Source organism: Stenotrophomonas pavanii (genome assembly GCF_900101175.1).
Taxonomy (GTDB): Bacteria; Pseudomonadota; Gammaproteobacteria; order Xanthomonadales; family Xanthomonadaceae; genus Stenotrophomonas; species Stenotrophomonas pavanii.
In genome coordinates, this window is sequence record NZ_FNFQ01000012.1 from 42,802 (window position 1) to 62,764 (window position 19,963).

Here is a 19,963-nt window from a genome sequence, read left to right on the forward strand (position 1 = left end):
ATCGCGCACCGGCCCCGTCAGGGCGTGGGGGTCTTCAACCGCAGCACCGGCAACCCGGTTTCGCTGTGCACATCCTCGCGCTGCGGCAGCTCCTGCACGGCCTCCTTCACCGCATTCAAGGCCGGGTCGACGCCGCGCAGCGGGTGCCACATGCCGATCCATTCGAAGTGGCGCTCGTAGCGCAGGGTCTGCGCACTGCCCAGCCATAGCGGCGTATTGCCCGGTTGCAACTGCGCAGGGGCCGGCCACAGGCGCAGTACGTAGCGCTCATCGCGGTGTGTACCCGGGCGCACCATCAACAGCGCCTCCACGCGCGTGTCCAGCGTGGCGGGCAGTACCGGCAGCGCATCGGCGCCGGTGTTCTTGTCCAGCATCAGCAGCGCTTCCTGCCAGCCGGCCTGTTCCTGCCGCTTCCAGCCGCGTGCTTCCAGCTGCGCCTGCAGCGGCGCCAACGGGCCCGCCACCTGCACGTCCAGCGGCCAGCGCTGGTCGTCGTCGAACTCGTTGCGGCGCGCCGGCAGTGTCGCCCAGTCGTGCTGCCACCAGGCCTGCATGTCCATCGCCTGCGCGGCCGGCAGGGTCGGCTCGAAGCGTTCCAGCTTCACCGGGATGTTGCGCGGCGCGTACCACATCGCCGCCACGGCAAAGACACCGTAGAACAGCCACGCCACCGGCTTCACCCAGAACGAGCGGTTGAAGCGGCGGCGGTAGGCGATGCCCAGCACCAGCAGCCAGAACGTGCCGAACAGCATGCCGCCGATCACATCGCTCAGCCAATGCGCGCCCAGGTACAGGCGCGAGAAGCCGATCAGGCTGACCACGATGCCCGACACCAGGTACGGCCAGACACGGGTGCGGCCGGGCATCTCGCGGGCGATCAGCACTGCGAAGAAGCCGAAGGTGATGGTGGCCATCGTCACCGACACCGACGGGAAGCCGAAGCCGCTGCTGGCGTCGACCGGGCGCACCACATCGACGGTGGCACCGAGCAGCATGGTCAATGCGAGGCCGAAGGCAAGCGCGGCCAGCCAGTGCGCGGCCGCCATCCAGCGCCGGCGCCAGATCAGGTAGCCCATCGCCGCCGCAGTGGCCGGCAGCAGTACCTGCCAGGCGCCCAGCGAGGCCAGCGCGGCCATCGGGTAATCGGCCAGCGGGTTGCGCAGGGCCAGCATGGCCTGGTGCACCAGCAGGTCGATCGCCAGCGGTTCCCCGTGCGCGACCACCACGGTCAGCAGCGCGAACCAGCCCCAGCCCAGCACCAGCAGCATCAGTGCCAGCATCGCCAGCGGCACCGACTCGCGCCGCTTCGGGTCCAGCACACCGACGGTGTAGCGGCCCAGCGTCGGGTGCCGGTTGGACCAGTCCAGCAGCCGCGCCAGCCAGTTGTCCATGCGCGCGGCCGACCAGCGGTAGCCGTACAGCACGATGGCCCAGACCAGGCCTAGGATCACCGCCAGCAGGCCGACCACCACCACCAGTCGCCCGGCCACTGCGGCTACCGCGTCGTAGGCCTCGCCGAGCACCCAGCCCGGCGCCAGGAACAACACCGCCCACGAAATGCTGGCGATGCCGCTGGCCTGCATGTAGCGGCTGGCCGGCATTTTCATCATGCCCGCGATGGCCGGTACGAACGGCCGGATCGCGCCCACGTAGCGTGCCACCAGGATGCTCTTGAAGGCATTGCGGCGGAACAGGTTTTCGCCGCGGTCGAGCAGCTGCGGGTAACGGCTGAAGGGCCACACGCCACGCAGGCGGTCACCCCAGCGGCGCCCGATCCAGTAACTGATGCCATCACCGGCGAATGCGCCCAGTGCGGCGGCGGCCACCGCGTACGGCCCGGAGATCTGGCCCAGGCCGATGAACACGCCCACCGCGAACAGCAGCGGCAGGGCCGGCACGATGGCACCGAGAATGATCACCGCGTCGCAGAAGGCGATGAGGAAGATAACGGCACCCGCCAGCACGGGGTGAGCGGCAATCCACGCGAGCGTGGCGTCGATCCATGAAGAGTCCATTGCCCGATTATAGGGGCGTGAAGGTGACTGGTTCCCAGCCGCTTGGTGACCGTTTGCAACCATCGCCATCGCCTAGAATGGGGTCATGCCGCATACGCCAGACACTCCACCGCATGCTTTGAAGGCCGACAGCTTCGGTCGCATCCTCCTTGTGGAAGGGCCGGCCGGCCCCTTCGTGCGCCGTGATCTGGGCGCCACACCACTGTGGTTGCGGCTGCCGGCCTGGTGGCTGGCCCGCCGCGAAGCGCGCGCGCTGCGCCATATCCACGGCATGGCCGATGTGCCGCAGCTGCTGGCGTGGGATGGCCGTCATCTCGACCGCAGCTTCATGGCCGGCGACGCCATGTACCAGCGTCCGCCCCGCGGCGACCTGGCCTGGTTCCGCGCCGCGCGTCGCCTGCTGCAGCAGCTGCATCGCAATGGCGTGGCCCACAACGATCTGGCCAAGGAAGCCAACTGGCTGGTGACCGAGGACGGCCGTCCGGCATTGATCGACTTCCAGCTGGCGGTGATCGGCAACCCGCGCTCGCGCTGGATGCGCCTGCTGGCCCGCGAGGACCTGCGCCACCTGCTCAAGCACAAGCGCATGTACTGCCGCGAGTCGCTCACCCCGGTGGAGAAGCGCGTGCTCAAGCGCACCTCGTGGGTGCGCGAACTGTGGTTCGCCACCGGCAAGCCGGTCTACCGCTTCGTCACCCGCCGCATCCTGCATTGGGAAGACAACGAGGGGCAGGGGCCGAAGCCGTGAGCTCTGCGCAGGTGATGACCGGCCCGCCGAGCGCGGGCAATGTCCTGCGCCCACAGCTGGCCAACGCCGACTTCGTGCATGCCTGCCAGGCAACGACCCATCGTGATGGACGTTCAGCCTTGCAGGCCTATCGCGATATGGCCGCGACCATTCCCGGCTGGTTCGACGGATTGATGGCGCTACGCAACCACGGCATGCGCCTGCTCGGCATGAAGGACCTGGGCTCGTTGCGTGCGGTGCAGGGTGTTGCGGATCCTCAACCCGGGCAGCGGCTGGGCATCTTCACCCTGCAGTCGCTGGATGACGATGCCATCGTGCTGGAAGACGACGATCGCCACCTGCGTGTGCAGCTGGCCCTGCAGTGGCACGGCGACGTGCTGGAAGTGGCAACGGTGGTGCATACGCACAACGCGTTCGGGCGGGTGTACATGCTGCCGGTTGCACCCGTGCATCGGCTGATCGTGCCGCATCTGCTGAGGAAGCAGGTGCAGGGGTACCGGTAGATCCACGCCATGCGTGGATGCATTAAGCAATTCAATGGTCGCGTGCAAGTGAGTTTGCCGTCACCGATGTCAGCCTGCCAGGCAACAACGCGGAGCTGTGAGCGGCGGGGTCGGAGGGGCATTGATCGGTGCCATTGGTCGAGGGACAGTTTCAGTGGGAGGAGCTGTCGCGATTCAAGCGGTGACCAATGCCTTCACGGGAGCGGGCAGTGTTCTTGCTCAGAATGCCTATGAAGGAAAGCCCACGTCCGGTGCGGAGCTTGCGTCAGCGACGGCGGGTAGTGTCGGTGGCGGTCTAGTTGCGAGCGGAATTGGTGTAGCTGCTGGTGATTTTGCGGGAGCTGCGGCCAAAGGGAATCTACAAAGGATGGTCGCCTCCTCTGCACCCGGGGTGCCAAATATGGCCCATGCGACCGCGTCAACTGCAGCAGCTATTCCGAAGCAGAGCTTGGGGCAGGCCACCATGTCACAGACCGCCCAGGCACCAGCTCAGATGGCGACTGGGGCAGCACAAAAGGAACTGGAGAAAAAGAAGTGAAGACATCAACACGTTCTTTGTTGGTTTATGAGATAGGAGGGGGGCTGTTCTTTGCGCTGATCTACGTCATCCTTGACTACAGAGGCATTGGCAACGCGGCCCGAATTGCTCTTTACCCATTTCTTGTGTTTCAAGCCTTTCTACTGTTGTCATATTTTGTAGATGCCTGGAAGGGTAGATGGCGTCGCTGAGCTAGAATGCTGGCAAAAGGGCGAAAATGAGCAGCCCAATGCGTACCGTTTCCAGCGTCGAAAGAGCGCTGATTGAAGCTGTGGCAGTCCGTCTGCATGCGGCCTCTGCTTCGCAGCTTCAGGCCGACCTGGCTTCCGCAATCGCCGTGGAAATCGGTCTGGGTGGAGCTCGGGTGGGATTCGTCATTTCTGGATATGAGCGTCTGCCGTATCAAGGGCAGCACGCATATCCCGTCGAGCTGCAGATGCAGGACGCAGATGGTGCTGAACTCACGCCGATTCTTCATGCGGACGCAAGTGGCCGCCTGCTGGAGCTGGAGATCATCCGCTGGGACGGTGCCGAGCTGATATCTCCGCAGATCGAGAGCGTGGTCTGCTATGCATGAGGTGGCGAAGAAGGATTCTGGTGACGACAAGGGCAATGTGCGGAATGCCAGCCTCGAAGAGCCAGTGGATGTCGCGGAAGCGCTTGCGATGTATCAGCGCTTGATGCTTGAACGAAGCGATGCGACGTTCGTCGCCGACTTCATGGTGTTCTGTTGGCAGGCCGTTGATCCCGGGCGCGTCGCCGCATTGGACTTGCCTGGGGACGTTGTGGACGCGTGCGCTGATCAGCTATCCCTGCTGATGCGGATGGAGGATCAGCAGGATCAGCAGGATCAGCAGCGCGCGGCGCCAGCGTTCTGGAAGCGCTACATCGAGTGGGCGGACTACGCCATCGATTTCCCGCTTGATGAACGCAAGCGGTTCATCTGTGAGGCAGCTGGCTACCTGGAGCCAGCATTTTCTGTGTTCGTGGCCACTGGCGGCGCTGAGATGAGGTCTGAGGCGATGGAGCTCCTGGCTGAGTACTCCGGGTCTGGCACAGCGAGGGCTGCTTATGTCAGATCGGTGATCGAGAGTCGGCTCAGCTCTGAAGGGTCATATGGTCATCAACCCGTCGGTGGCTGATGGGTGCCAAATGGGTCTGCCCATCACAAGGGAAAGTGGTCGATGTGCAACGGTCTGAATAGTGCAGGCGGTGTCGACCTGCTGTGTTCCCCGTTTCGTAGAAAGCTCGCGACATCCAGACCAGGGACAATCCGCAAGAGCATCATTGAGGTGACGTATGTGGTATTGTGCGCATGCCATTTTTTACTATGAATGCGAAGGGCAGGACTCGATTCTTGTCCATGAGAACGTCTATCTCCTCAGTGCGGATGGCGAAGAGCAAGCTCTCGACAATGCGAAAGCGCTTGCCTCTGAGTATGAGGATCTGAGCGGCCGCCTGATGGGTGAAGACGGTAGACCGTCCCTCTATCGATTCGCAGGAATCCGCAAGCTGATATCAGTAGAGACTGATGAGGACACTGCCGAGGGACGCCTGCACTCCGGTGTGGAGGTCACGTACTCCGTCATGGCGGTGGATACGTTGGATCAGGTGAGACGTCTTGCCCGTGGTGATGGCGTGGAAGTGCTATACCAAGAGTAGAAACCTAGAGCCGAGCATGGCTCGGCTCTACAGACGCCGGTGACCTTACGGCGTCGCCGGCACCACCTGCTGGCCGATGAAGTTGCGCTTGGCGTCGAAGTCGTAGGCGATCTGCAGTTGGCCCACATCCGGGCAGGCGTGGCAGTCGCGCAGCGGCGTGCGGTACAGCAGGCGGATGCCGCCGTTCTCCAGCGGCGTGGCCCCGGCCGACTGCGCCGGTGCGAACGGCGTGGCCTGCGGGTGGTCCTTCAGCAGGGCCTGCACGCTGGGGTCGGCACGCAGGGTGTCGTCCAGCTGCACGGCATCCACATCGATGCGCTTGCCGGTGGCGTCGACCAGGCGGGTGCCCTCGTTGGTGTTGGCGCGGAACGGATACTCGACCGTGGCAATGCCCAGGCCTTCGTTCTCGTGCCAGGCCGTCACGTAGGCCAGCTCGCCGCCGGTGGACAGCTGTTCGGCGGCGGTGATCGCATCGGCGCTGGCGCCGCCGGCGCGCATCGCATCGCGCAGGCAATCACGCGTGGCCGCGTTCTCGCCCTGGCGGCAGGCGTTGAGGTCGCCATCCCACACCACTGCCTCGCTCCAGCGCAGCTTGCCGTCGGCGGCGGCCTTCTCTGCGCTGGGGGTGTCACCGGCAGGCGGCTCCTTGCCGGGTTCCGGCGAACGGCCCTGGCAGGCAGTCAGCAGGGCAAGCCCCAGGGCAGGCAGCAACAGGCGGGAACGGCGCATGGCGTGGACCTCGTGCGTTGACTGGAGGCCCGAGTATCGTCAAGGCCGGGTGAACTCCACGTCGGCGCGGCATACTAGCGGCTCATTGCATACGCTGGAGTGTGGAACGTGGGCAGTCTGCAGGGCAAAACGCTTTTCATCACCGGTGCCTCGCGCGGCATCGGCCTGGGCATCGCACTGCGCGCTGCGCGCGACGGCGCCAATGTGGCCATTGCGGCCAAGTCATCGGTGCCGAATCCGAAGTTGCCAGGCACCATCCATACCGCAGCCGAAGCCGTTACGGCGGCCGGCGGCCAGGGGCTGGCGCTGAAGTGCGATATCCGCGAGGAAGAGCAGGTACAGGCGGCGGTTGCCGCCACGGTCGACACCTTCGGTGGCATCGACATCCTGGTCAACAATGCCAGCGCGATCTGGCTGCGTGGCACGCTGGATACGCCGATGAAACGCTTCGACCTGATGCAGCAGGTCAATTCGCGCGGCAGTTTCCTGTGCGCGCAGGCCTGCCTGCCGTACCTGCTGCAGGCGCCGAATCCGCACATCCTGACCCTGGCGCCGCCGCCGAGCCTCGAACCGAAGTGGTGGGGCGCGCACACCGGCTACACGCTGGCGAAGATGGGCATGAGCTTCGTCACGCTCGGCCTGGCCGCGGAATTCGGCCCGCAGGGTGTGGCGGTGAACGCGCTGTGGCCGCGCACGGTGATCGCCACCGATGCGATCAACATGATTCCGGGCGTCGATGCGGCCGGCTGCCGCACGCCGCAGATCATGGCCGATGCTGCGCACGCGGTGCTGGTGCGCGAGGCGGCTGGTTTCCACGGCCAGTTCCTGATCGACGATGACGTGCTGGCGCAGGCGGGTATCACCGATCTGTCCAGCTATGCGGTGGATCCATCGCGTCCGTTGTTGCCGGATCTGTTCCTGGACTGATCGCGCGTCGCCGGCAGAGGCCGAGGGCTGCGACCTTCGGCCCGCTGCGCTAGAATGCGCGGCTGTAATCGTTTTCAACAAGGACGTGAACCCATGTCACGCACTCTTTCCGTTGCGGCGCTGGCCGCTTCGCTGTCGATTGTCCTGGCTGCCTGCGGCAGCAAGGCGCCTGCAACCACTGGCGACGCCGGCCCTTCCAGCACGCCCGAGGCCAGCGCAGCGCCGTCGGACACACAGCAGCAGTTGACCGCCAAGCTCAACGCCTACATCGGCTGCTTCAACACGCTTGATTCGAAGACCCACGGCAGCATCGAGTCCTATACGCGCTGGATCAAGGACGTCGAGGCCGGCCCGACCGGGCGCGAGACCCAGGTGTACGGTCCGTTCGAGATCAGCGACTACGACATGAAGCAGTGCGATGGCCCTGTGACCGAGGCGATGGCTGCCAAGCCGGCGCTGGCCGAGCTCGATGCCGCTGCTGGCCATTACCAGCAGGCGCTGAAGGCACTGGTGCCGATCAGCAAGGAGGCGCACGACTACTACGATCGCCAGGACTACGAAGATGACCGGTTCGCCAAGGGCAAGCAGCTGCATGCGCCCTTGATGGCCGCCTTCAAGGAGTTCGTCGCTGCCAGCGCAACGTTCAACGCCGAGCTGGAGCGCCAGAACGACGCCGCCCAGCGCGAGCAGCTCAAGGCGCTGGAACAGGCCGAGGGGCGCACGCGCGAGTACTACCGTCTGGCGATGATGCTGGAAGCCAAGGCCATCATGGATCTGATGAGCGAGGACGATTTCGACCAGGCCAAGGCGCGCGAGCGTCTGGATGCGTTCAACCGCATTTCCGACGAAGCGCATGCGAAGGTGGCTGATCAGGAGCCGGGCAAGCTGGACTGGAACAGCTTCGAGCGTGAGGCCGAGAACTTCCGGCGCGAAGGCAAGGAGCGGCTGAAGCGCGTCAGCGAGAATACGCCCTATACCGATTTCGAACGGCGCATGCTGGATTCGCCCTCGATGGCGCCGAGCGGCTCTGCCAGCAAGCTGATGCAGGAGTACAACTCGCTGGTTTTCCAGAGCAACCGCCAGTAGGCGGGAAGCTCAACGCGTTTTTTTTGTCGCGATCGAGCAGGTCGATCGCGACATGACACGCCCCGCAGCCCCGAATGCCAGCACCTTCCCGAGGTGCTGGAGCGCGCGCTCGCGCCATGCAGGACGATGGCTGCAGTTTTCACTGGTGCAAGGAACTGATTTGAACGCATCCACACGCCTGATTCCCGTTCTCCTGCTCGGCGCGCTGGCCGGCTGCAACAGCCCGGCGGGGCTGGCGGTCGCCGACCCCGGGCTGGAGAAGGTGAACGCCTACATCGAGTGCTACAACGGCGTCGAACAGCCCATCCACGAAGGCTTCCAGGCTTACACCGGCTGGATGAAGGACCCCAAGGCGGGGCCGACCGGCAAGGAAGCGCAGCCGCGCTCACCGGGCAAGCTGTTGTCGCACCGCGTCGAGTACTGCGGCCAGCCGCTGACCGATGCGCTGGCAAAGACCCCTGCCACGCCGCTGGATGCACCCGCGCGACAGTACCAGCAGGCATTCCAGGCACTGAACACCCTGATCGAGCGTGCCGATGGGTACTTCACCCGCGAGGACTATCGTCGCGATGGTGGCGAAGGGATGCGCAGCCAGCATGCCCCGCTGATGCAGGCCTATGCTGATTTCTTCAAGGCCAGCGAAGCAATGGATGCGGCGCTGGAAAAGAACGAGAACGATCGCCGCGCCGCCCAGCTGAAGCAGATCGAGGAGAGCGAAGGCCGCTCGCTGGCCTATTACCACCTGCGCCTTGTCGGCGATGGCAAGCAGCTGGCGATGGCGTTCCAGAGCGACGCGCCGGATGTTGCGGCGTTGCGCGGCCAGCTGGCCGACTATCAGGCGCTGGTGACGGAAATCCAGAACAGTGGTGTCGGCAAGGACGACCCGATGTGGGGCCATGTGCAGCGTTCGGCCGACAAGCTGGTGCGTACCGCCGGGCGCGGTGTGGAGCGTCTGGAGCAGGGCAAGCCGATCACCGCCGATGCGTTGGCCGCCGAGCGCAAGGCGTCGGGCAGCTGGCTGACCACCGATCCTGAAGGCGCACAGTCGACGATCCTGGACGCCTACAACGACCTGGTGACCACCAGCAACCGCATGCGCTGAGGGCGATCCACTCAGGGCGTGGCCCTGTCCACGGTGGCACCGGGCCATGCCCGGCGCGCACCCTGCGGGGTTGGTAGTGCCGGCCGCTGGCCGGCATGTGCCTCAATGGCTGAATGCGTCCGGCAGTTCACCGCCACACTTGCGGCAGTGGCGCGCATCCGGTTCATGCCCTTCCAGCCCGCAGTGCGGGCAGCCGCGCGCATCCCGGCGCGCCGCCAGTTCGGCTTCGCGCATGGTGCTGGCCAGTTCGGCGGTGTAGATGCCGGTCGGCACGGCGATGATGCTGTAGCCGATCAGGATCAGCACCGAGGTGACGAAGCGGCCAAGCACGGTCTGCGGCACGATGTCGCCGAAGCCGACCGTGGCCATGGTCACCACTGCCCAGTACATGCTGGCCGGGATGTTGGTGAAGCCGTGTTCGGGGCCCTCGATCACGTACATCAGCGCCCCGGCGATGATGGTGATGGTGATCACCGTGAACAGGAACACCAGCACCTTGCGCCGGCTGCGCCACAGCGACGTCATCAGGACGCCGCTTTCCTCGATGTAGCGGGTCAGCTTGAGGATGCGGAACACGCGCAGGATGCGCAGCGCACGCACCACCAGCAGGCTCTGCGCGCCGGGGATGAACATCGACAGGTAGGCGGGCAGGATCGACAGCAGGTCGATGATGCCCCAGATGCTCACCGCGTAACGCAGCGGGCGCTTGACCACCGCCAGGCGCAGCAGGTACTCGGCGGTGAAGATGATCGTGAAGCCCCATTCCAGGATGTACAGGCCGGTGGACCATTCGGCATGCAGGTGCTGCACGCTGTCGATCATCACCACCAGGATGCTGGCAACGATCGCCACCACCAGGATCAGGTCGAAATTGCGCGAGGGCCGCGAGTCATGGCGGTAGATGATGTCGAACCACCGACGGCGCCAGCCGGTCTCGGTGGCGGGGTTGAGCTGGGGGGCGGAAAACGGTCGCATGGGCGCATTGTGCCGCAGGGGTTCCGGCGCGAGAATGGGCATTCCTGAACCCTGCCGACTGCCATGACCGCCGCGACCGATCCGCTGATTTCCCTTTCGCACTACTACCTGCCGGTCTACAAGCCCCGCCAGGTGGTGCTGGAGCGAGGGCAGGGCGCCCGCGTGTGGGACAGCCAGGGGCGTGAGTTCATCGACCTGGCCGCCGGCATCGCCGTGTGCGGCCTGGGCCACAACGATCCGGACCTGGTGGCCGCGCTGGTCGAGCAGGCCGGCAAGCTCTGGCACACCAGCAACGTGTTCTACAGTGCGCCGCCGCTGCACCTGGCCGAGGAGCTGGTGAAGGCCAGCCGCTTCGCCGAGCGCGTGTTCCTGTGCAATTCCGGCGCCGAAGCCAACGAAGTGGCGATCAAGATGGTCCGCAAGTGGGCCTCCAGCCAGGGCCGCCCGGCCGACAAGCGGGTAATCATCACCTTCCGTGGCAGCTTCCACGGCCGCACCCTGGGCGCGGTGACCGCCACGGCCCAGCCGAAGTACCAGGAGGGCTACGAGCCGCTGCCCGGTGGCTTCCGCTACATCGATTTCAACGATGAAGTGCAGCTGGAAACCGCGATGGCCGCCGGCGACGTGGCAGCGGTGATGCTGGAGCCGATCCAGGGCGAGGGCGGCGTGATGCCGGCCAAGTCCGGCTTCCTCAAGCGCGTGCGCGAACTGTGCGACCAGCACAACGCACTGCTGGTACTGGACGAGATCCAGGCCGGCATGGGCCGCACCGGCACGCTGTTCGCGCACTGGCAGGACGATGTAGTGCCGGACATGGTCACCCTGGCCAAGGCACTCGGCGGCGGCTTCCCGATCGGCGCGATGCTGGCCGGCCCGAAGGTGGCCGAGACCATGCAGTTCGGCGCGCACGGCACCACCTTCGGCGGCAATCCGCTGGCCGCTGCGGTGGCCCGCGTGGCACTGCGCAAGCTGGCCTCGGCGGAGATCGCCGCCAACGTCAGCCGCCAGTCCAAGGCGCTGCGCGATGGCTTCGCCCGCATCAACGACGAGTTCGGTGTGTTCAGCGACGTGCGTGGCCGCGGCCTGATGCTGGGCGCGGTGCTGGGCAAGGACTTCGCCGGCCAGGCCGGTGCGATCCTCGACCATGCCGCCGAGCACGGCCTGCTGACCCTGCAGGCCGGCCCGGACGTGCTGCGCTTCGTGCCGTCGCTGAACATCACCGACGAAGAAGTGGCCGAAGGCCTGAAGCGCCTGCGCGCAGCGATTGCGGCGTTCATCGCCGCGCGCTGAGGCCATCGTGCCGGGGTCGGATTCCTTTCCTGCGGAGAGGGCTCTGACCCCGATCAGCTCACCGCGTAGCGCTTCAATACCTTGCCCAATCCCCGGCCATCGCGCACGGTCTCCGCGTGCAGGCCGGCAGCGCGCGCGCCACGCACGTTGGCGAACAGGTCATCGACGAACAGCGTGTGCGCCGGGGCCACGTCCAGCGCGTCCAGCGTGCGCAGGAACACCGCCGGTGCGGGCTTGCGCAGGCCGAAATCCGCGCTGCAGAACACGCGGCCCTGCAGCGCAGGGAACAGTTCCGGCAGCAGGGTGGGCAGCGCCTGTACCATCAGCGCGCCGTTGTTGGTGAGTACGGCCATCGGCAGCTGCAGGCCCTGCAGCTGCTGCAGCACGGCCGCCTGCGGATGGCTGGCGGCCTGGCGTGCCGCAATCCATGTCGCGACATCGACGGTCCTGCCCAGGCGCTCCCCCAGCCGCGCCAGATAGGCCGGGCCGTCCAGCGTGCCGTCGTCATGCGCCGCCTCCAGTCCGCTGTCATACAGCGCGGCCTGCACGGCCTGGGTCGGAACCTGCAGTGCGTTCGCCAGCTGCAGCACGCGTTGTGCGCGCTGGTACTGCACCAGCACGCCATCCACATCCAGCAGCAACAGGTCGATCCGCATCGGCCGAGCATGCCATCGCGGTGGATGCGCGGAAACCCTGGAGTGGACGTGCGACAGACGGTCGCAGCCGGGGGCGCAGGCGGGTGCCTAGAATGGCGCTTGAATCCGTAGGAGAGGCAACGATGAAGGCTTGGCTGGTGGCAATGGGACTGGGCGCGGTGATGCTGGCGCCGTCGGCGATGGCACGGGTGTGTGCGGTGAGCATCGACAGCACCGACCAGATGAGCTTCAGCAGCCGCGAGATCAAGGTTGCCGCTGATTGCACCGCCGTGGACCTGACCCTGCGCCATACCGGCAAGCTGGCCGCTACCGCGATGGGCCACAACTGGGTGCTGACCCGCACGGCCGATTACCAGCCGGTGGCGATGGCGGGCATGCGCATGACCTTGGCCGACAGCTACCTGCCGAAGGCCGACAAGCGCGTGCTGGCGCATACCAAAGTGATCGGTGGAGGCGAGACCACCCGTGTGCGTTTCTCCACCCAGGGCCTGCAGAAGGGCGGTGACTACACCTTCTTCTGCTCGTTCCCCGGCCACTTCGCGATGATGAAGGGCACCTTCGTCTTCGGCTAGAAGAAAGGGGACGGAGGGGATTAAGTCGTTTGTGCACAAACGACTTAATCCCCTCCGTCCCCTTTTTGCGATCAGCCCTTGGCGGACCGGAACGCTACGCGTGCGGCGGCGAGGGTGGCCTCGATCACCGCGTCATCGTGGGCGCTGGACAGGAAGCCGGCCTCGTACGCCGACGGTGCCAGGAACACGCCCTGGTCGAGCATCGCGTGGAAGAAGCGGTTGAACGCCGGGATGTCACAGGCGGTGGCCTGCGCATAGGTCTCGACCTTCTCGCTGGTGAAGAACAGCCCGAACATCGCGCCCACGCGGGTGGTGGTCACCGCCAAGCCGGCTTCGGCGGCGGCTGCTTCCAGGCCGGCACACAGGCGTGCGGTGCGCTCGGCCAGGTCGGCGTGGAAGCCCGGCTGCTGGATCAGCTCCAGCATCGCCAGCCCGGCAGCCATCGCCACCGGATTGCCGCTGAGCGTGCCGGCCTGGTAGATCGGGCCGGCCGGGGCGATCTGCTGCATCAATTCGCGGCGACCGCCGTAGGCACCCACCGGCATGCCGCCGCCGATGATCTTGCCGAAGGTGGTCAGGTCCGGGGTGATGCCGTAGTGCGCCTGTGCACCGCCGAGGGCGACGCGGAAACCGGTCATCACTTCGTCGAAGATCAGCAGCGCGCCATGCTGCGTGCACAGTGCGCGCAGGTGCTGCAGGTAGCCCTCGCGCGGCGGGATGCAGTTGGCATTGCCGACCACCGGTTCGATGATCAGCCCGGCGATGTCATTGCCCTGCTGCGCGAACAGCGCGGTGGCCGCTTCGAAGTCGTTGTAGGGCAGGGTCAGCGTCAGTTCGCTCAGCCCGGCCGGGACGCCCGGCGAGGTTGGCACGCCCAGGGTCAGCATGCCGCTGCCGGCCTTCACCAGGAACGAGTCGCCGTGACCGTGGTAGCAGCCTTCGAACTTGACGATGCGGTTGCGGCCGGTGGCGCCACGCGCCAGGCGGATCGCCGACAGCGTGGCCTCGGTGCCGGAGTTGACCATGCGCACCATCTCGCACGATGGCACCAGGCGGGTGATGGTCTCGGCCATGGTGACTTCGGCCGCGCACGGCGCACCGAAGGACAGGCCATTGTCGATCGCCTTCTTCACCGCCTGGCGCACGGCCGGGTGGTTGTGGCCGACGATCATCGGGCCCCAGGAGCCGACATAGTCGATGTAGCGGTTGCCGTCGACGTCGTACAGGTAGGCACCGTCGGCGCGTTCAACGAAGAACGGCTCGCCGCCGACCGACTTGAACGCGCGCACCGGCGAATTGACGCCGCCCGGCAACAGCTGCTGGGCGCGGGAGAACAGGGCGTGGGACTGGTCGTGGTTCATGGGGGAATATCCTGGGCGTTACGCGAACTGGACGAGGAAGGCGCGCTGGGTCGCGACCGGGTCTTCGGCGGCGAACACGCTGCTGACCACGGCGACCAGATCGGCACCGGCGTCGATGATGGGCCCGACATTGTCCGGCGTCAGCCCGCCGATCGCCACCCGCGGCACGCCCAGTGCGGCGCTTTGCCGCAGCAGGTCGGTATGCGCGCGGCTGGTGGTGATCTTGGTGGTGGTCGGGAAAAACGCGCCGAAGGCCACGTAGCTGGCGCCGGCGGCCACGGCCCTCTCGGCATTGGCCAGCTGGTCATAGCAGGAGGCGCCGATGATGGCCTCGGGGCCGAGCAGGGCGCGCGCGCTGGGGATGTCCCCGTCGGTGCCGCCCAGATGCACCCCCGCCGCGCCAACGGCCTTGGCCAGCGCCGAGTCGTCGTTGACGATCAGCGGCACGCCGTATTCCGCGCACAGCGCCTGCAGGGCGATGGCCTGCTCCCGCTGCAGCGCGCCACTGGCGGTCTTGTTGCGGTACTGCAGCCAGGTAGCGCCCGCGGCCAGCAGCGGCGCGGTACGGGCCAGCAGGCGCGCGGTATCGGGCTCGTCCGGGGTGATCAGATAGACGCCGCGGGGCGCCGGGGAAGCAGAAGTCATCGATGGCTACCGGTGAGTGGACCGCGATGGGACAATGGCGGCCCGTGAATCCAGCCCCGATTATCCGATGAGCGATGCCACCCCCACCACCTTGCGCACCTGGATGTGCGTGGTCTGCGGCTTCCTGTACAGCGAAGCGGAGGGCCTGCCGGAGGAGGGCATCGCGCCGGGGACGCGCTGGGAGGACATTCCAGAGACCTGGACCTGCCCGGACTGCGGGGTCACCAAGGCCGATTTCGAGATGGTCGAGGTCGATTGACCTAGCCTTGGGTGTGGGCCGGCCCACACGCCGGCACCCTCAATGCAGCCGCGGCATCGGTCCGCCCAGGTCGATCAGCTTCTCCCGCAGCCACTGCGCGTCGCTGGCTTCCGGGTTGCGCTTCAGGTACTGCCCCAGATCGTGGCGGGCGCCGGCCAGGTACTCCAGCTGCAGATAGGCCAGGCCACGGTCACGCAGCGCGTCGTCCTGCTCCGGGGCCAGCTTCAGCAGGCGGTCGGCACTGCGTGCCGCGCGGTCCCATTCGCCCGCCTCGGCGTACACACCATGCAGGTTGCGCAGCATGCGCATCAGGATTGCGCGCGCCGGCGCCGGGTCGAGGATCTGCGCCAGCACCTGGTCGTCGGGCATCTGCCCGCCAAGATGTGACTTGGCCCGTTCCCGCAGTTCGTCCACGTCCAGCGGACGGCCGCCGTTGAACGGGTCCATCACCAGCACGCCGTCGTCCACCGGCAGGCGCACCAGGAAGTGGCCGGGGAAAGACACGCCATCGAGCGGAATGCCCAGCCGGCGCGCGACTTCCATCTGCACCAGCGCCAGCGAGATCGGGTTGCCCAGGCGGCGCTCGAACACCTGGTTGAGGTAGCTGTTGCGCGGATCGTAGTACTTGTCGTGGTCGCCGCTGTAGCCCAGCTCGTCGAACAGGTGGCGATTGATCGCCGCCATCTTCAGCGGGCTGTTGTCGATGCTCTCCACTTCCGAGCGCAGGTGCTCGACATGGCTCTGGATCAGCGCGTCGTAGGTCGACGGCTGCAGATCGGGGTATTCATCGCGCGCGATCAGCAGCGCGGTCGGCAACAGTGGCAGTGCCTCGTCTTCGAGGTCGGCCAGTGCATCCCAGTCGGGGAGTGTGATCCGGTCCTGCATGGCCACAGACTGGCGTCATTCGCGTGCGGTTTCAAGCGGTGCCGCGTGAAAGATGCAGGGGCCGGATCCCTTCCGCGTGCGAAAGGGATCTGGCCCCGATCGGGACCCCGGCCGGGTTGCCGGCCAGCGGCCGACACTACCGTGGGTGCCGGCCGTATCGTTTACTTTTCGATGCCCGGGCCGAATTTCAGCTCCGTGCCGTCCTTGAGCTGCAGCTTCTCGGCCTGGCCGGCGTTGAGCTCCAGCACATAACGCGCCGGGCCGCCGCTGGGATAGGGCGGGCACATGTCGCCGGCCGAGCACGGCGGCACGTCGCGCTGCTGGCTGACCAGCCTGCGCTGGTTGTCGAAGTACAGGATGTCCAGCGCGATCTTGGTGTTCTTCATCCAGTACGCCTGCATCTCCTCGCGGTCGTGGATGAACAGCATGCCGTGGTCGGCCGCCATCTGGTCGCGGAACATCAACCCGCGGGCGCGGGTCTCATCGTTGGTGGCCAGCTCCACCTGGTAGCGGGCGCCCTCCAGTTCGACCCAATGGCGGGCCGCGTCGGTGGCACAACCGGCCAGGGCCAGCAGCGGAAGCATCAGCAGCGAACGCAACAGCGACATCATCAGGATCCTTCTGAAGGGTCAGAGCACGACCGGCGGTTCGCCGCCGACGATCACCACATCGGCGCGACGCCGCGCGAACAGGCCCACACAGACCACGCCCGGCAGCTGGTTGAGCTCGCGCTCCAGCTTTTCCGGATCGGTGATCTGCAGGTTGTGGATGTCCAGGATCTGGTTGCCGTTGTCGGTGACCACGCCTTCGCGCCAGGTCGGCTGGCCGCCGGTCATGTCGCGGATCTGGCGGGCGACCAGGCTGCGCGCCATCGGGATGACTTCCACCGGCAGCGGGAACCTGCCCAGCACCGGCACCTGCTTGCTCGGGTCGACGATGCAGATGAAGCGCTCGCTGGCCTCGGCGATGATCTTCTCGCGGGTCAGTGCGGCGCCGCCGCCCTTGATCAGGCACTTGTTCGGATCGCACTCATCGGCGCCGTCCACGTACAGCGACAGGTTGCCGCTGTGGTTCAGCTCGATCACCTCGATGCCGTGCTGCTTCAGGCGCGCGGTGCTCTGCTCGGAGCTGGACACGGCGCCCTTGATGCGGTGCTGGATGCGGGCCAGGGCATCGATGAAATAGGCCACGGTGGAACCGGTGCCGACACCGACGATCATGCCGTCTTCGACGTATTCGATGGCTTTCTCGGCGGCCAGGCGCTTGGCTTCGGACATGGGAGAACTCTCAGGCAGGGAATCAGGATTTCTTTTCCAGCGACAGCAGCAGCTTCCACTGCGCGGCGGTCACCGGGAACACCGACAGGCGGTTGCCCTTGGCAACCAGCGGGAAGCCTTCGCCCAGTTCCTCGGCGTGCAGCTTGATCTCGTCCAGCGCGATCACCTGCTTCAGCTTGCGGTCGAAGGCCACGTCCACCAGCATCCAGCGCGGGTTCTCGCGCGTGCTCTTGGGGTCGTGGTAGTCGGATGTTGGATCGAACTGAGTGTCGTCCGGATAGGCCGTGCTGGCCACCGTGGCCAGGCCGACGATGCCGGGCACCTTGGTATTGGAGTGGTAGAACAGGATGCCGTCGCCGACCTGCATGCCATCGCGCATGAAGTTGCGCGCCTGGTAGTTGCGCACCCCGTTCCAGGGTTCGACCTTGACCTTGGCCAGGTCATCGATGGAGAAGGCGTCCGGTTCGGACTTCATCAGCCAGTAGCGCTTGCGGGCGGTCATGCGTTCACGGGGGCAGCGGAGGGGAACAGGGTGCCGTCTTCGGTGCAGATCGCATCCACCGGCACGTCCCACGACGCCACCGGCAAGGACTCGACCTGCTGCACTGCGAACGCAGCACCGACCAGCCAGGGCGGCGCCGGCCGGTCATGGCGGAAGGCGAAGCTGCGATCATACCAGCCGCCCCCCATGCCCAGCCGCCGGCAGTGGGCGTCGAACCCCACCAGCGGGGCCACCACCAGCGCCATCTGCGCCGGTTCCAGCGTATCGTCCAGCGCTACGTCCGGTTCGGGAATGCCGTAGCGGTTGCTGGTCAGCGCCTGCCCCGGCCGCCACGGCGCGAAGCGCAGCACGTCGCCGGCCAGCACCGGCAGGCAGTAGGTGAGGCCTTCGGGCAGTTGCAGCTGCCAGCGGTGCAGGGCGATTTCGCCATCCAGCGCCCAGTAGCCGGCCACGGCGCCTTCGCGCGGGGCGAACGGCAGGGCCAGCAGGGCATCGGCCAGCGATTCGGCGGCAGCGATGCGCTCACCGGCGGAGAGGTCGCGGCGGCGTTGCCGCAGGTCGTGGCGCAGGGCCTGGCGCGGGTCGGTCATGGCAGCGTGCGGCAAGGATCAGCCGTCATTGTGCCGGAAAGAACAAGGGCGACGCCCGAAGACGCCGCCCTTGCTGGAATATTGCATTCTCCGCAATGTCGATGCATGCGAAACGACCTTGAACCCGGGGGCTCAAGTGGGAACGCTGGAGAACCATCGGGCTTCCCGCTACAAGGCGGACCTGCACTCCCGGCGCTGTCGCGCTCCCGGTGTCGTTCTTAAGGGACAAGGCGAATGTTTGCACATGCCGTCGAGTACCGCAGAGAACGCGTGGCCATTATAGCCAGCACGCAGGATCTGGATAGGCCGTTCGTCGGCAACAGTCCGTGCCAATTCAGATATGCGAAAAGGGGACGGAGGGGATTAAGACGTTTCCGGCACGGATGGGGCGAATGCGCCTTAATCCCCTCCGTCCCCTTTTTCTAGGGGGTGCCGTCGATCGCGCGGTCCAGGCGCCGGTTCAGGTCGGCCAGGGTCTGCTGCAGGGCCACCGCCTGGCGGGCGTTCTCGTCGCGCAGCAGCTGCAGTTCGTGAGCCAGGTTGAGCGCGGCCAGCACGGCGACGCGGTCGACGGCGGCCATGCGGTTGCTGCCGCGGATCTCGCGCATGCGCGCGTCCAGCAGGCGCGCGGCTGCCATCAGGCTGTCGCGTTCATCGCCGCCGACCCCCACGGTGTATTCACGATCGAGGATGCGGACACTGACCGGTTCGGCGCTCATGTGTGCTGCTCCAGGGATTTGAGCCGGCTGATCATCGCTTCCACCCGCGAGCGCGCCTGTTCGTTCTTGGCCAGCAGCGTCGAACGCTCCGCCACCAGCTGCTCCTGCTGGTGGCGCAGGCTGCGGTTCTCCTCGGCCAGGCGCTGGTTGCGTTCAAGCAACGCTTCCACGCGGGCGGCGAAGTCCTGCAGCTGGGCAAGGGGATCGGCGGGTTCCATGCAGGCACGATAGGCAAGCCGGGCAAGGCCGGTCAAGCGCTGTCGCAGCAGGGCCGGAGGGCTACCGGGAGGACGCCGCCGGGTTGCTACACTACGGGGTCTCACGGGCGCGCGCGTGCGCGCCCCGGGTTTCCTTTCCGAACGAGCCGCACGATGACCGAACTTCCCTCCGTCGACGACGTTACCCGCGCCAGCCAGGCGTTGGGCCTGGGCGCCACCGCTGCCGAGCTGCACGGTGCGCTGTGCGGCTGGCTGGCCGCCGGTGGCGCCCCCGGCAACGACTGGCCGGCACGCGTGCTGGCCGACGACAACCTGCCGCCCGTCGCTGCCGACAGCGTGCTGGGGCAGCTGCTGCAGGCCACCATCAAGCAGCTGGAAGACCGCGACTTCGCCTTCGAGCTGTTGCTGGCGGACACCGATGAGGTCTCCGCGCAGGCCGATGCCATGTTCAGCTGGACCCGCTCCTTCCTGGGCGGCTTCGGCCTGGGCAGCGGCGGCCGTCGCCCGGCCTTGTCCGAAGAGGGTGAAGAAGCGCTGACCGACATGGCCAGCCTGGCGCGCGCCTCCAGCGAGGATTTCGAGGCCGGCGGCGATGATGACGACGAAGCCCTGTCGGAGATCGAGGAGTTCATCCGTGTGGCGGTGCTGCTGCTGCACGGTGACGTGGTGCTGGCTTCGCGCCATCGTCAGCGCCTGAACTGATG

At 66.5% G+C, this 19,963-nt stretch carries 26 protein-coding genes and 1 other RNA gene; 13 read left to right on the plus strand and 14 right to left on the minus strand.

Going from position 1 to position 19,963, the window contains the following annotated elements:
- Positions 1–17: 17 nt before the first annotated feature.
- Complete coding sequence (locus BLS66_RS17730; RefSeq protein WP_053505847.1) at positions 18–2,015, minus strand: bifunctional DedA family/phosphatase PAP2 family protein; 1,998 nt, start codon at positions 2,013–2,015, stop codon at positions 18–20.
- A gap of 85 nt (positions 2,016–2,100) precedes the next feature.
- On the opposite strand from BLS66_RS17730, the gene BLS66_RS17735 reads away from it, so the two are divergent.
- The 6 genes from BLS66_RS17735 to BLS66_RS17755 all read left to right on the plus strand — a co-directional run bounded on the left by BLS66_RS17735 (position 2,101) and on the right by BLS66_RS17755 (position 5,466).
- Positions 2,101–2,763, plus strand: coding sequence for a serine/threonine-protein kinase (locus tag BLS66_RS17735; RefSeq protein ID WP_057495206.1), 663 nt, complete (start codon positions 2,101–2,103; stop codon positions 2,761–2,763).
- On the plus strand, positions 2,760–3,266 hold the full coding sequence (locus BLS66_RS17740; protein WP_049466658.1) for a DUF2867 domain-containing protein: 507 nt from the start codon (positions 2,760–2,762) through the stop codon (positions 3,264–3,266). Before BLS66_RS17735 ends, BLS66_RS17740 begins: the two co-directional genes overlap by 4 nt.
- A gap of 181 nt (positions 3,267–3,447) precedes the next feature.
- Positions 3,448–3,804 (plus strand): hypothetical protein, encoded by a 357-nt coding sequence (locus BLS66_RS20650; RefSeq protein ID WP_143025191.1) that lies wholly within the window; start codon positions 3,448–3,450, stop codon positions 3,802–3,804.
- Between the two features lie 229 nt (positions 3,805–4,033).
- A complete protein-coding gene (locus BLS66_RS17745) occupies positions 4,034–4,381 on the plus strand; it encodes a DUF6984 family protein (RefSeq protein ID WP_074726440.1) in 348 nt (115 codons plus the stop codon).
- A 1-nt stretch (position 4,382) separates the two neighbouring features.
- Positions 4,383–4,946, plus strand: a complete 564-nt coding sequence (locus BLS66_RS17750; RefSeq protein ID WP_074726441.1) for a hypothetical protein — start codon at positions 4,383–4,385, stop codon at positions 4,944–4,946.
- A 157-nt stretch (positions 4,947–5,103) separates the two neighbouring features.
- Positions 5,104–5,466, plus strand: a complete 363-nt coding sequence (locus BLS66_RS17755; protein WP_074726442.1) for a DUF4288 domain-containing protein — start codon at positions 5,104–5,106, stop codon at positions 5,464–5,466.
- 45 nt (positions 5,467–5,511) lie between these two features.
- Here the strand turns inward: BLS66_RS17755 and BLS66_RS17760 are convergent, their stop codons facing one another.
- A complete protein-coding gene (locus BLS66_RS17760) occupies positions 5,512–6,195 on the minus strand; it encodes a hypothetical protein (RefSeq protein ID WP_074726443.1) in 684 nt (227 codons plus the stop codon).
- A 108-nt stretch (positions 6,196–6,303) separates the two neighbouring features.
- Between BLS66_RS17760 and BLS66_RS17765 the strand changes: the two genes are divergently transcribed.
- From BLS66_RS17765 to BLS66_RS17775, 3 genes are all read left to right on the plus strand, one after another.
- Positions 6,304–7,122 (plus strand): SDR family oxidoreductase, encoded by an 819-nt coding sequence (locus tag BLS66_RS17765; RefSeq protein ID WP_074726444.1) that lies wholly within the window; start codon positions 6,304–6,306, stop codon positions 7,120–7,122.
- A 93-nt stretch (positions 7,123–7,215) separates the two neighbouring features.
- Positions 7,216–8,208 carry a YiiG family protein gene (locus tag BLS66_RS17770; RefSeq protein ID WP_074726445.1) on the plus strand — a complete coding sequence of 331 codons (993 nt, stop codon included), beginning with the start codon at positions 7,216–7,218 and terminating at the stop codon, positions 8,206–8,208.
- Between the two features lie 160 nt (positions 8,209–8,368).
- Entirely contained in the window at positions 8,369–9,310 is a 942-nt protein-coding gene (locus tag BLS66_RS17775; protein ID WP_074726446.1) for a YiiG family protein, read from the plus strand.
- A gap of 102 nt (positions 9,311–9,412) precedes the next feature.
- On the opposite strand, the gene BLS66_RS17780 is transcribed toward BLS66_RS17775, so the two are convergent.
- Positions 9,413–10,285, minus strand: coding sequence for an ion transporter (locus BLS66_RS17780; protein ID WP_049413719.1), 873 nt, complete (start codon positions 10,283–10,285; stop codon positions 9,413–9,415).
- Positions 10,286–10,348: 63 nt separating this feature from the next.
- On the opposite strand from BLS66_RS17780, the gene BLS66_RS17785 reads away from it, so the two are divergent.
- Entirely contained in the window at positions 10,349–11,575 is a 1,227-nt protein-coding gene (locus BLS66_RS17785; protein ID WP_049413720.1) for an acetylornithine transaminase, read from the plus strand.
- A 53-nt stretch (positions 11,576–11,628) separates the two neighbouring features.
- Here the strand turns inward: BLS66_RS17785 and BLS66_RS17790 are convergent, their stop codons facing one another.
- Positions 11,629–12,231 carry an HAD-IA family hydrolase gene (locus BLS66_RS17790; protein ID WP_074726447.1) on the minus strand — a complete coding sequence of 201 codons (603 nt, stop codon included), beginning with the start codon at positions 12,229–12,231 and terminating at the stop codon, positions 11,629–11,631.
- Between the two features lie 122 nt (positions 12,232–12,353).
- Between BLS66_RS17790 and azu the strand changes: the two genes are divergently transcribed.
- Positions 12,354–12,803: an azurin gene (gene azu / locus BLS66_RS17795; protein WP_049466671.1), complete on the plus strand. Its 450-nt coding sequence runs from the start codon at positions 12,354–12,356 to the stop codon at positions 12,801–12,803.
- A gap of 71 nt (positions 12,804–12,874) precedes the next feature.
- Here the strand turns inward: azu and hemL are convergent, their stop codons facing one another.
- Together hemL and thiE are read right to left on the minus strand one after the other, a co-directional pair.
- Positions 12,875–14,164, minus strand: coding sequence for a glutamate-1-semialdehyde 2,1-aminomutase (gene hemL / locus BLS66_RS17800; RefSeq protein WP_074726448.1), 1,290 nt, complete (start codon positions 14,162–14,164; stop codon positions 12,875–12,877).
- A gap of 18 nt (positions 14,165–14,182) precedes the next feature.
- On the minus strand, positions 14,183–14,809 hold the full coding sequence (gene thiE / locus BLS66_RS17805) for a thiamine phosphate synthase (RefSeq protein ID WP_074726449.1): 627 nt from the start codon (positions 14,807–14,809) through the stop codon (positions 14,183–14,185).
- Positions 14,810–14,843: 34 nt separating this feature from the next.
- On the opposite strand from thiE, the gene BLS66_RS17810 reads away from it, so the two are divergent.
- On the plus strand, positions 14,844–15,068 hold the full coding sequence (locus tag BLS66_RS17810; protein ID WP_014038358.1) for a rubredoxin: 225 nt from the start codon (positions 14,844–14,846) through the stop codon (positions 15,066–15,068).
- 39 nt (positions 15,069–15,107) lie between these two features.
- Here the strand turns inward: BLS66_RS17810 and BLS66_RS17815 are convergent, their stop codons facing one another.
- From BLS66_RS17815 to BLS66_RS17850, 8 genes are all read right to left on the minus strand, one after another.
- Complete coding sequence (locus BLS66_RS17815) at positions 15,108–15,953, minus strand: SirB1 family protein (protein WP_049466926.1); 846 nt, start codon at positions 15,951–15,953, stop codon at positions 15,108–15,110.
- A 161-nt stretch (positions 15,954–16,114) separates the two neighbouring features.
- On the minus strand, positions 16,115–16,561 hold the full coding sequence (locus BLS66_RS17820) for a DUF192 domain-containing protein (protein WP_053462577.1): 447 nt from the start codon (positions 16,559–16,561) through the stop codon (positions 16,115–16,117).
- Between the two features lie 21 nt (positions 16,562–16,582).
- Positions 16,583–17,230 carry a ribose-5-phosphate isomerase RpiA gene (rpiA, locus tag BLS66_RS17825; protein ID WP_014648291.1) on the minus strand — a complete coding sequence of 216 codons (648 nt, stop codon included), beginning with the start codon at positions 17,228–17,230 and terminating at the stop codon, positions 16,583–16,585.
- 22 nt (positions 17,231–17,252) lie between these two features.
- Complete coding sequence (locus tag BLS66_RS17830; RefSeq protein WP_053461302.1) at positions 17,253–17,732, minus strand: EVE domain-containing protein; 480 nt, start codon at positions 17,730–17,732, stop codon at positions 17,253–17,255.
- Complete coding sequence (locus tag BLS66_RS17835) at positions 17,729–18,322, minus strand: 5-formyltetrahydrofolate cyclo-ligase (RefSeq protein ID WP_074726450.1); 594 nt, start codon at positions 18,320–18,322, stop codon at positions 17,729–17,731. Before BLS66_RS17835 ends, BLS66_RS17830 begins: the two co-directional genes overlap by 4 nt.
- Before the next feature lie 83 nt (positions 18,323–18,405).
- A non-coding RNA gene (gene ssrS / locus BLS66_RS17840) (6S RNA) lies at positions 18,406–18,591 on the minus strand.
- A gap of 153 nt (positions 18,592–18,744) precedes the next feature.
- Complete coding sequence (locus BLS66_RS17845) at positions 18,745–19,041, minus strand: cell division protein ZapA (protein ID WP_005410899.1); 297 nt, start codon at positions 19,039–19,041, stop codon at positions 18,745–18,747.
- Positions 19,038–19,259 carry a TIGR02449 family protein gene (locus tag BLS66_RS17850; RefSeq protein ID WP_005410898.1) on the minus strand — a complete coding sequence of 74 codons (222 nt, stop codon included), beginning with the start codon at positions 19,257–19,259 and terminating at the stop codon, positions 19,038–19,040. Before BLS66_RS17850 ends, BLS66_RS17845 begins: the two co-directional genes overlap by 4 nt.
- Before the next feature lie 153 nt (positions 19,260–19,412).
- On the opposite strand from BLS66_RS17850, the gene BLS66_RS17855 reads away from it, so the two are divergent.
- A complete protein-coding gene (locus tag BLS66_RS17855) occupies positions 19,413–19,961 on the plus strand; it encodes a UPF0149 family protein (protein ID WP_049466916.1) in 549 nt (182 codons plus the stop codon).
- The last annotated feature ends 2 nt before the right edge of the window (positions 19,962–19,963 follow it).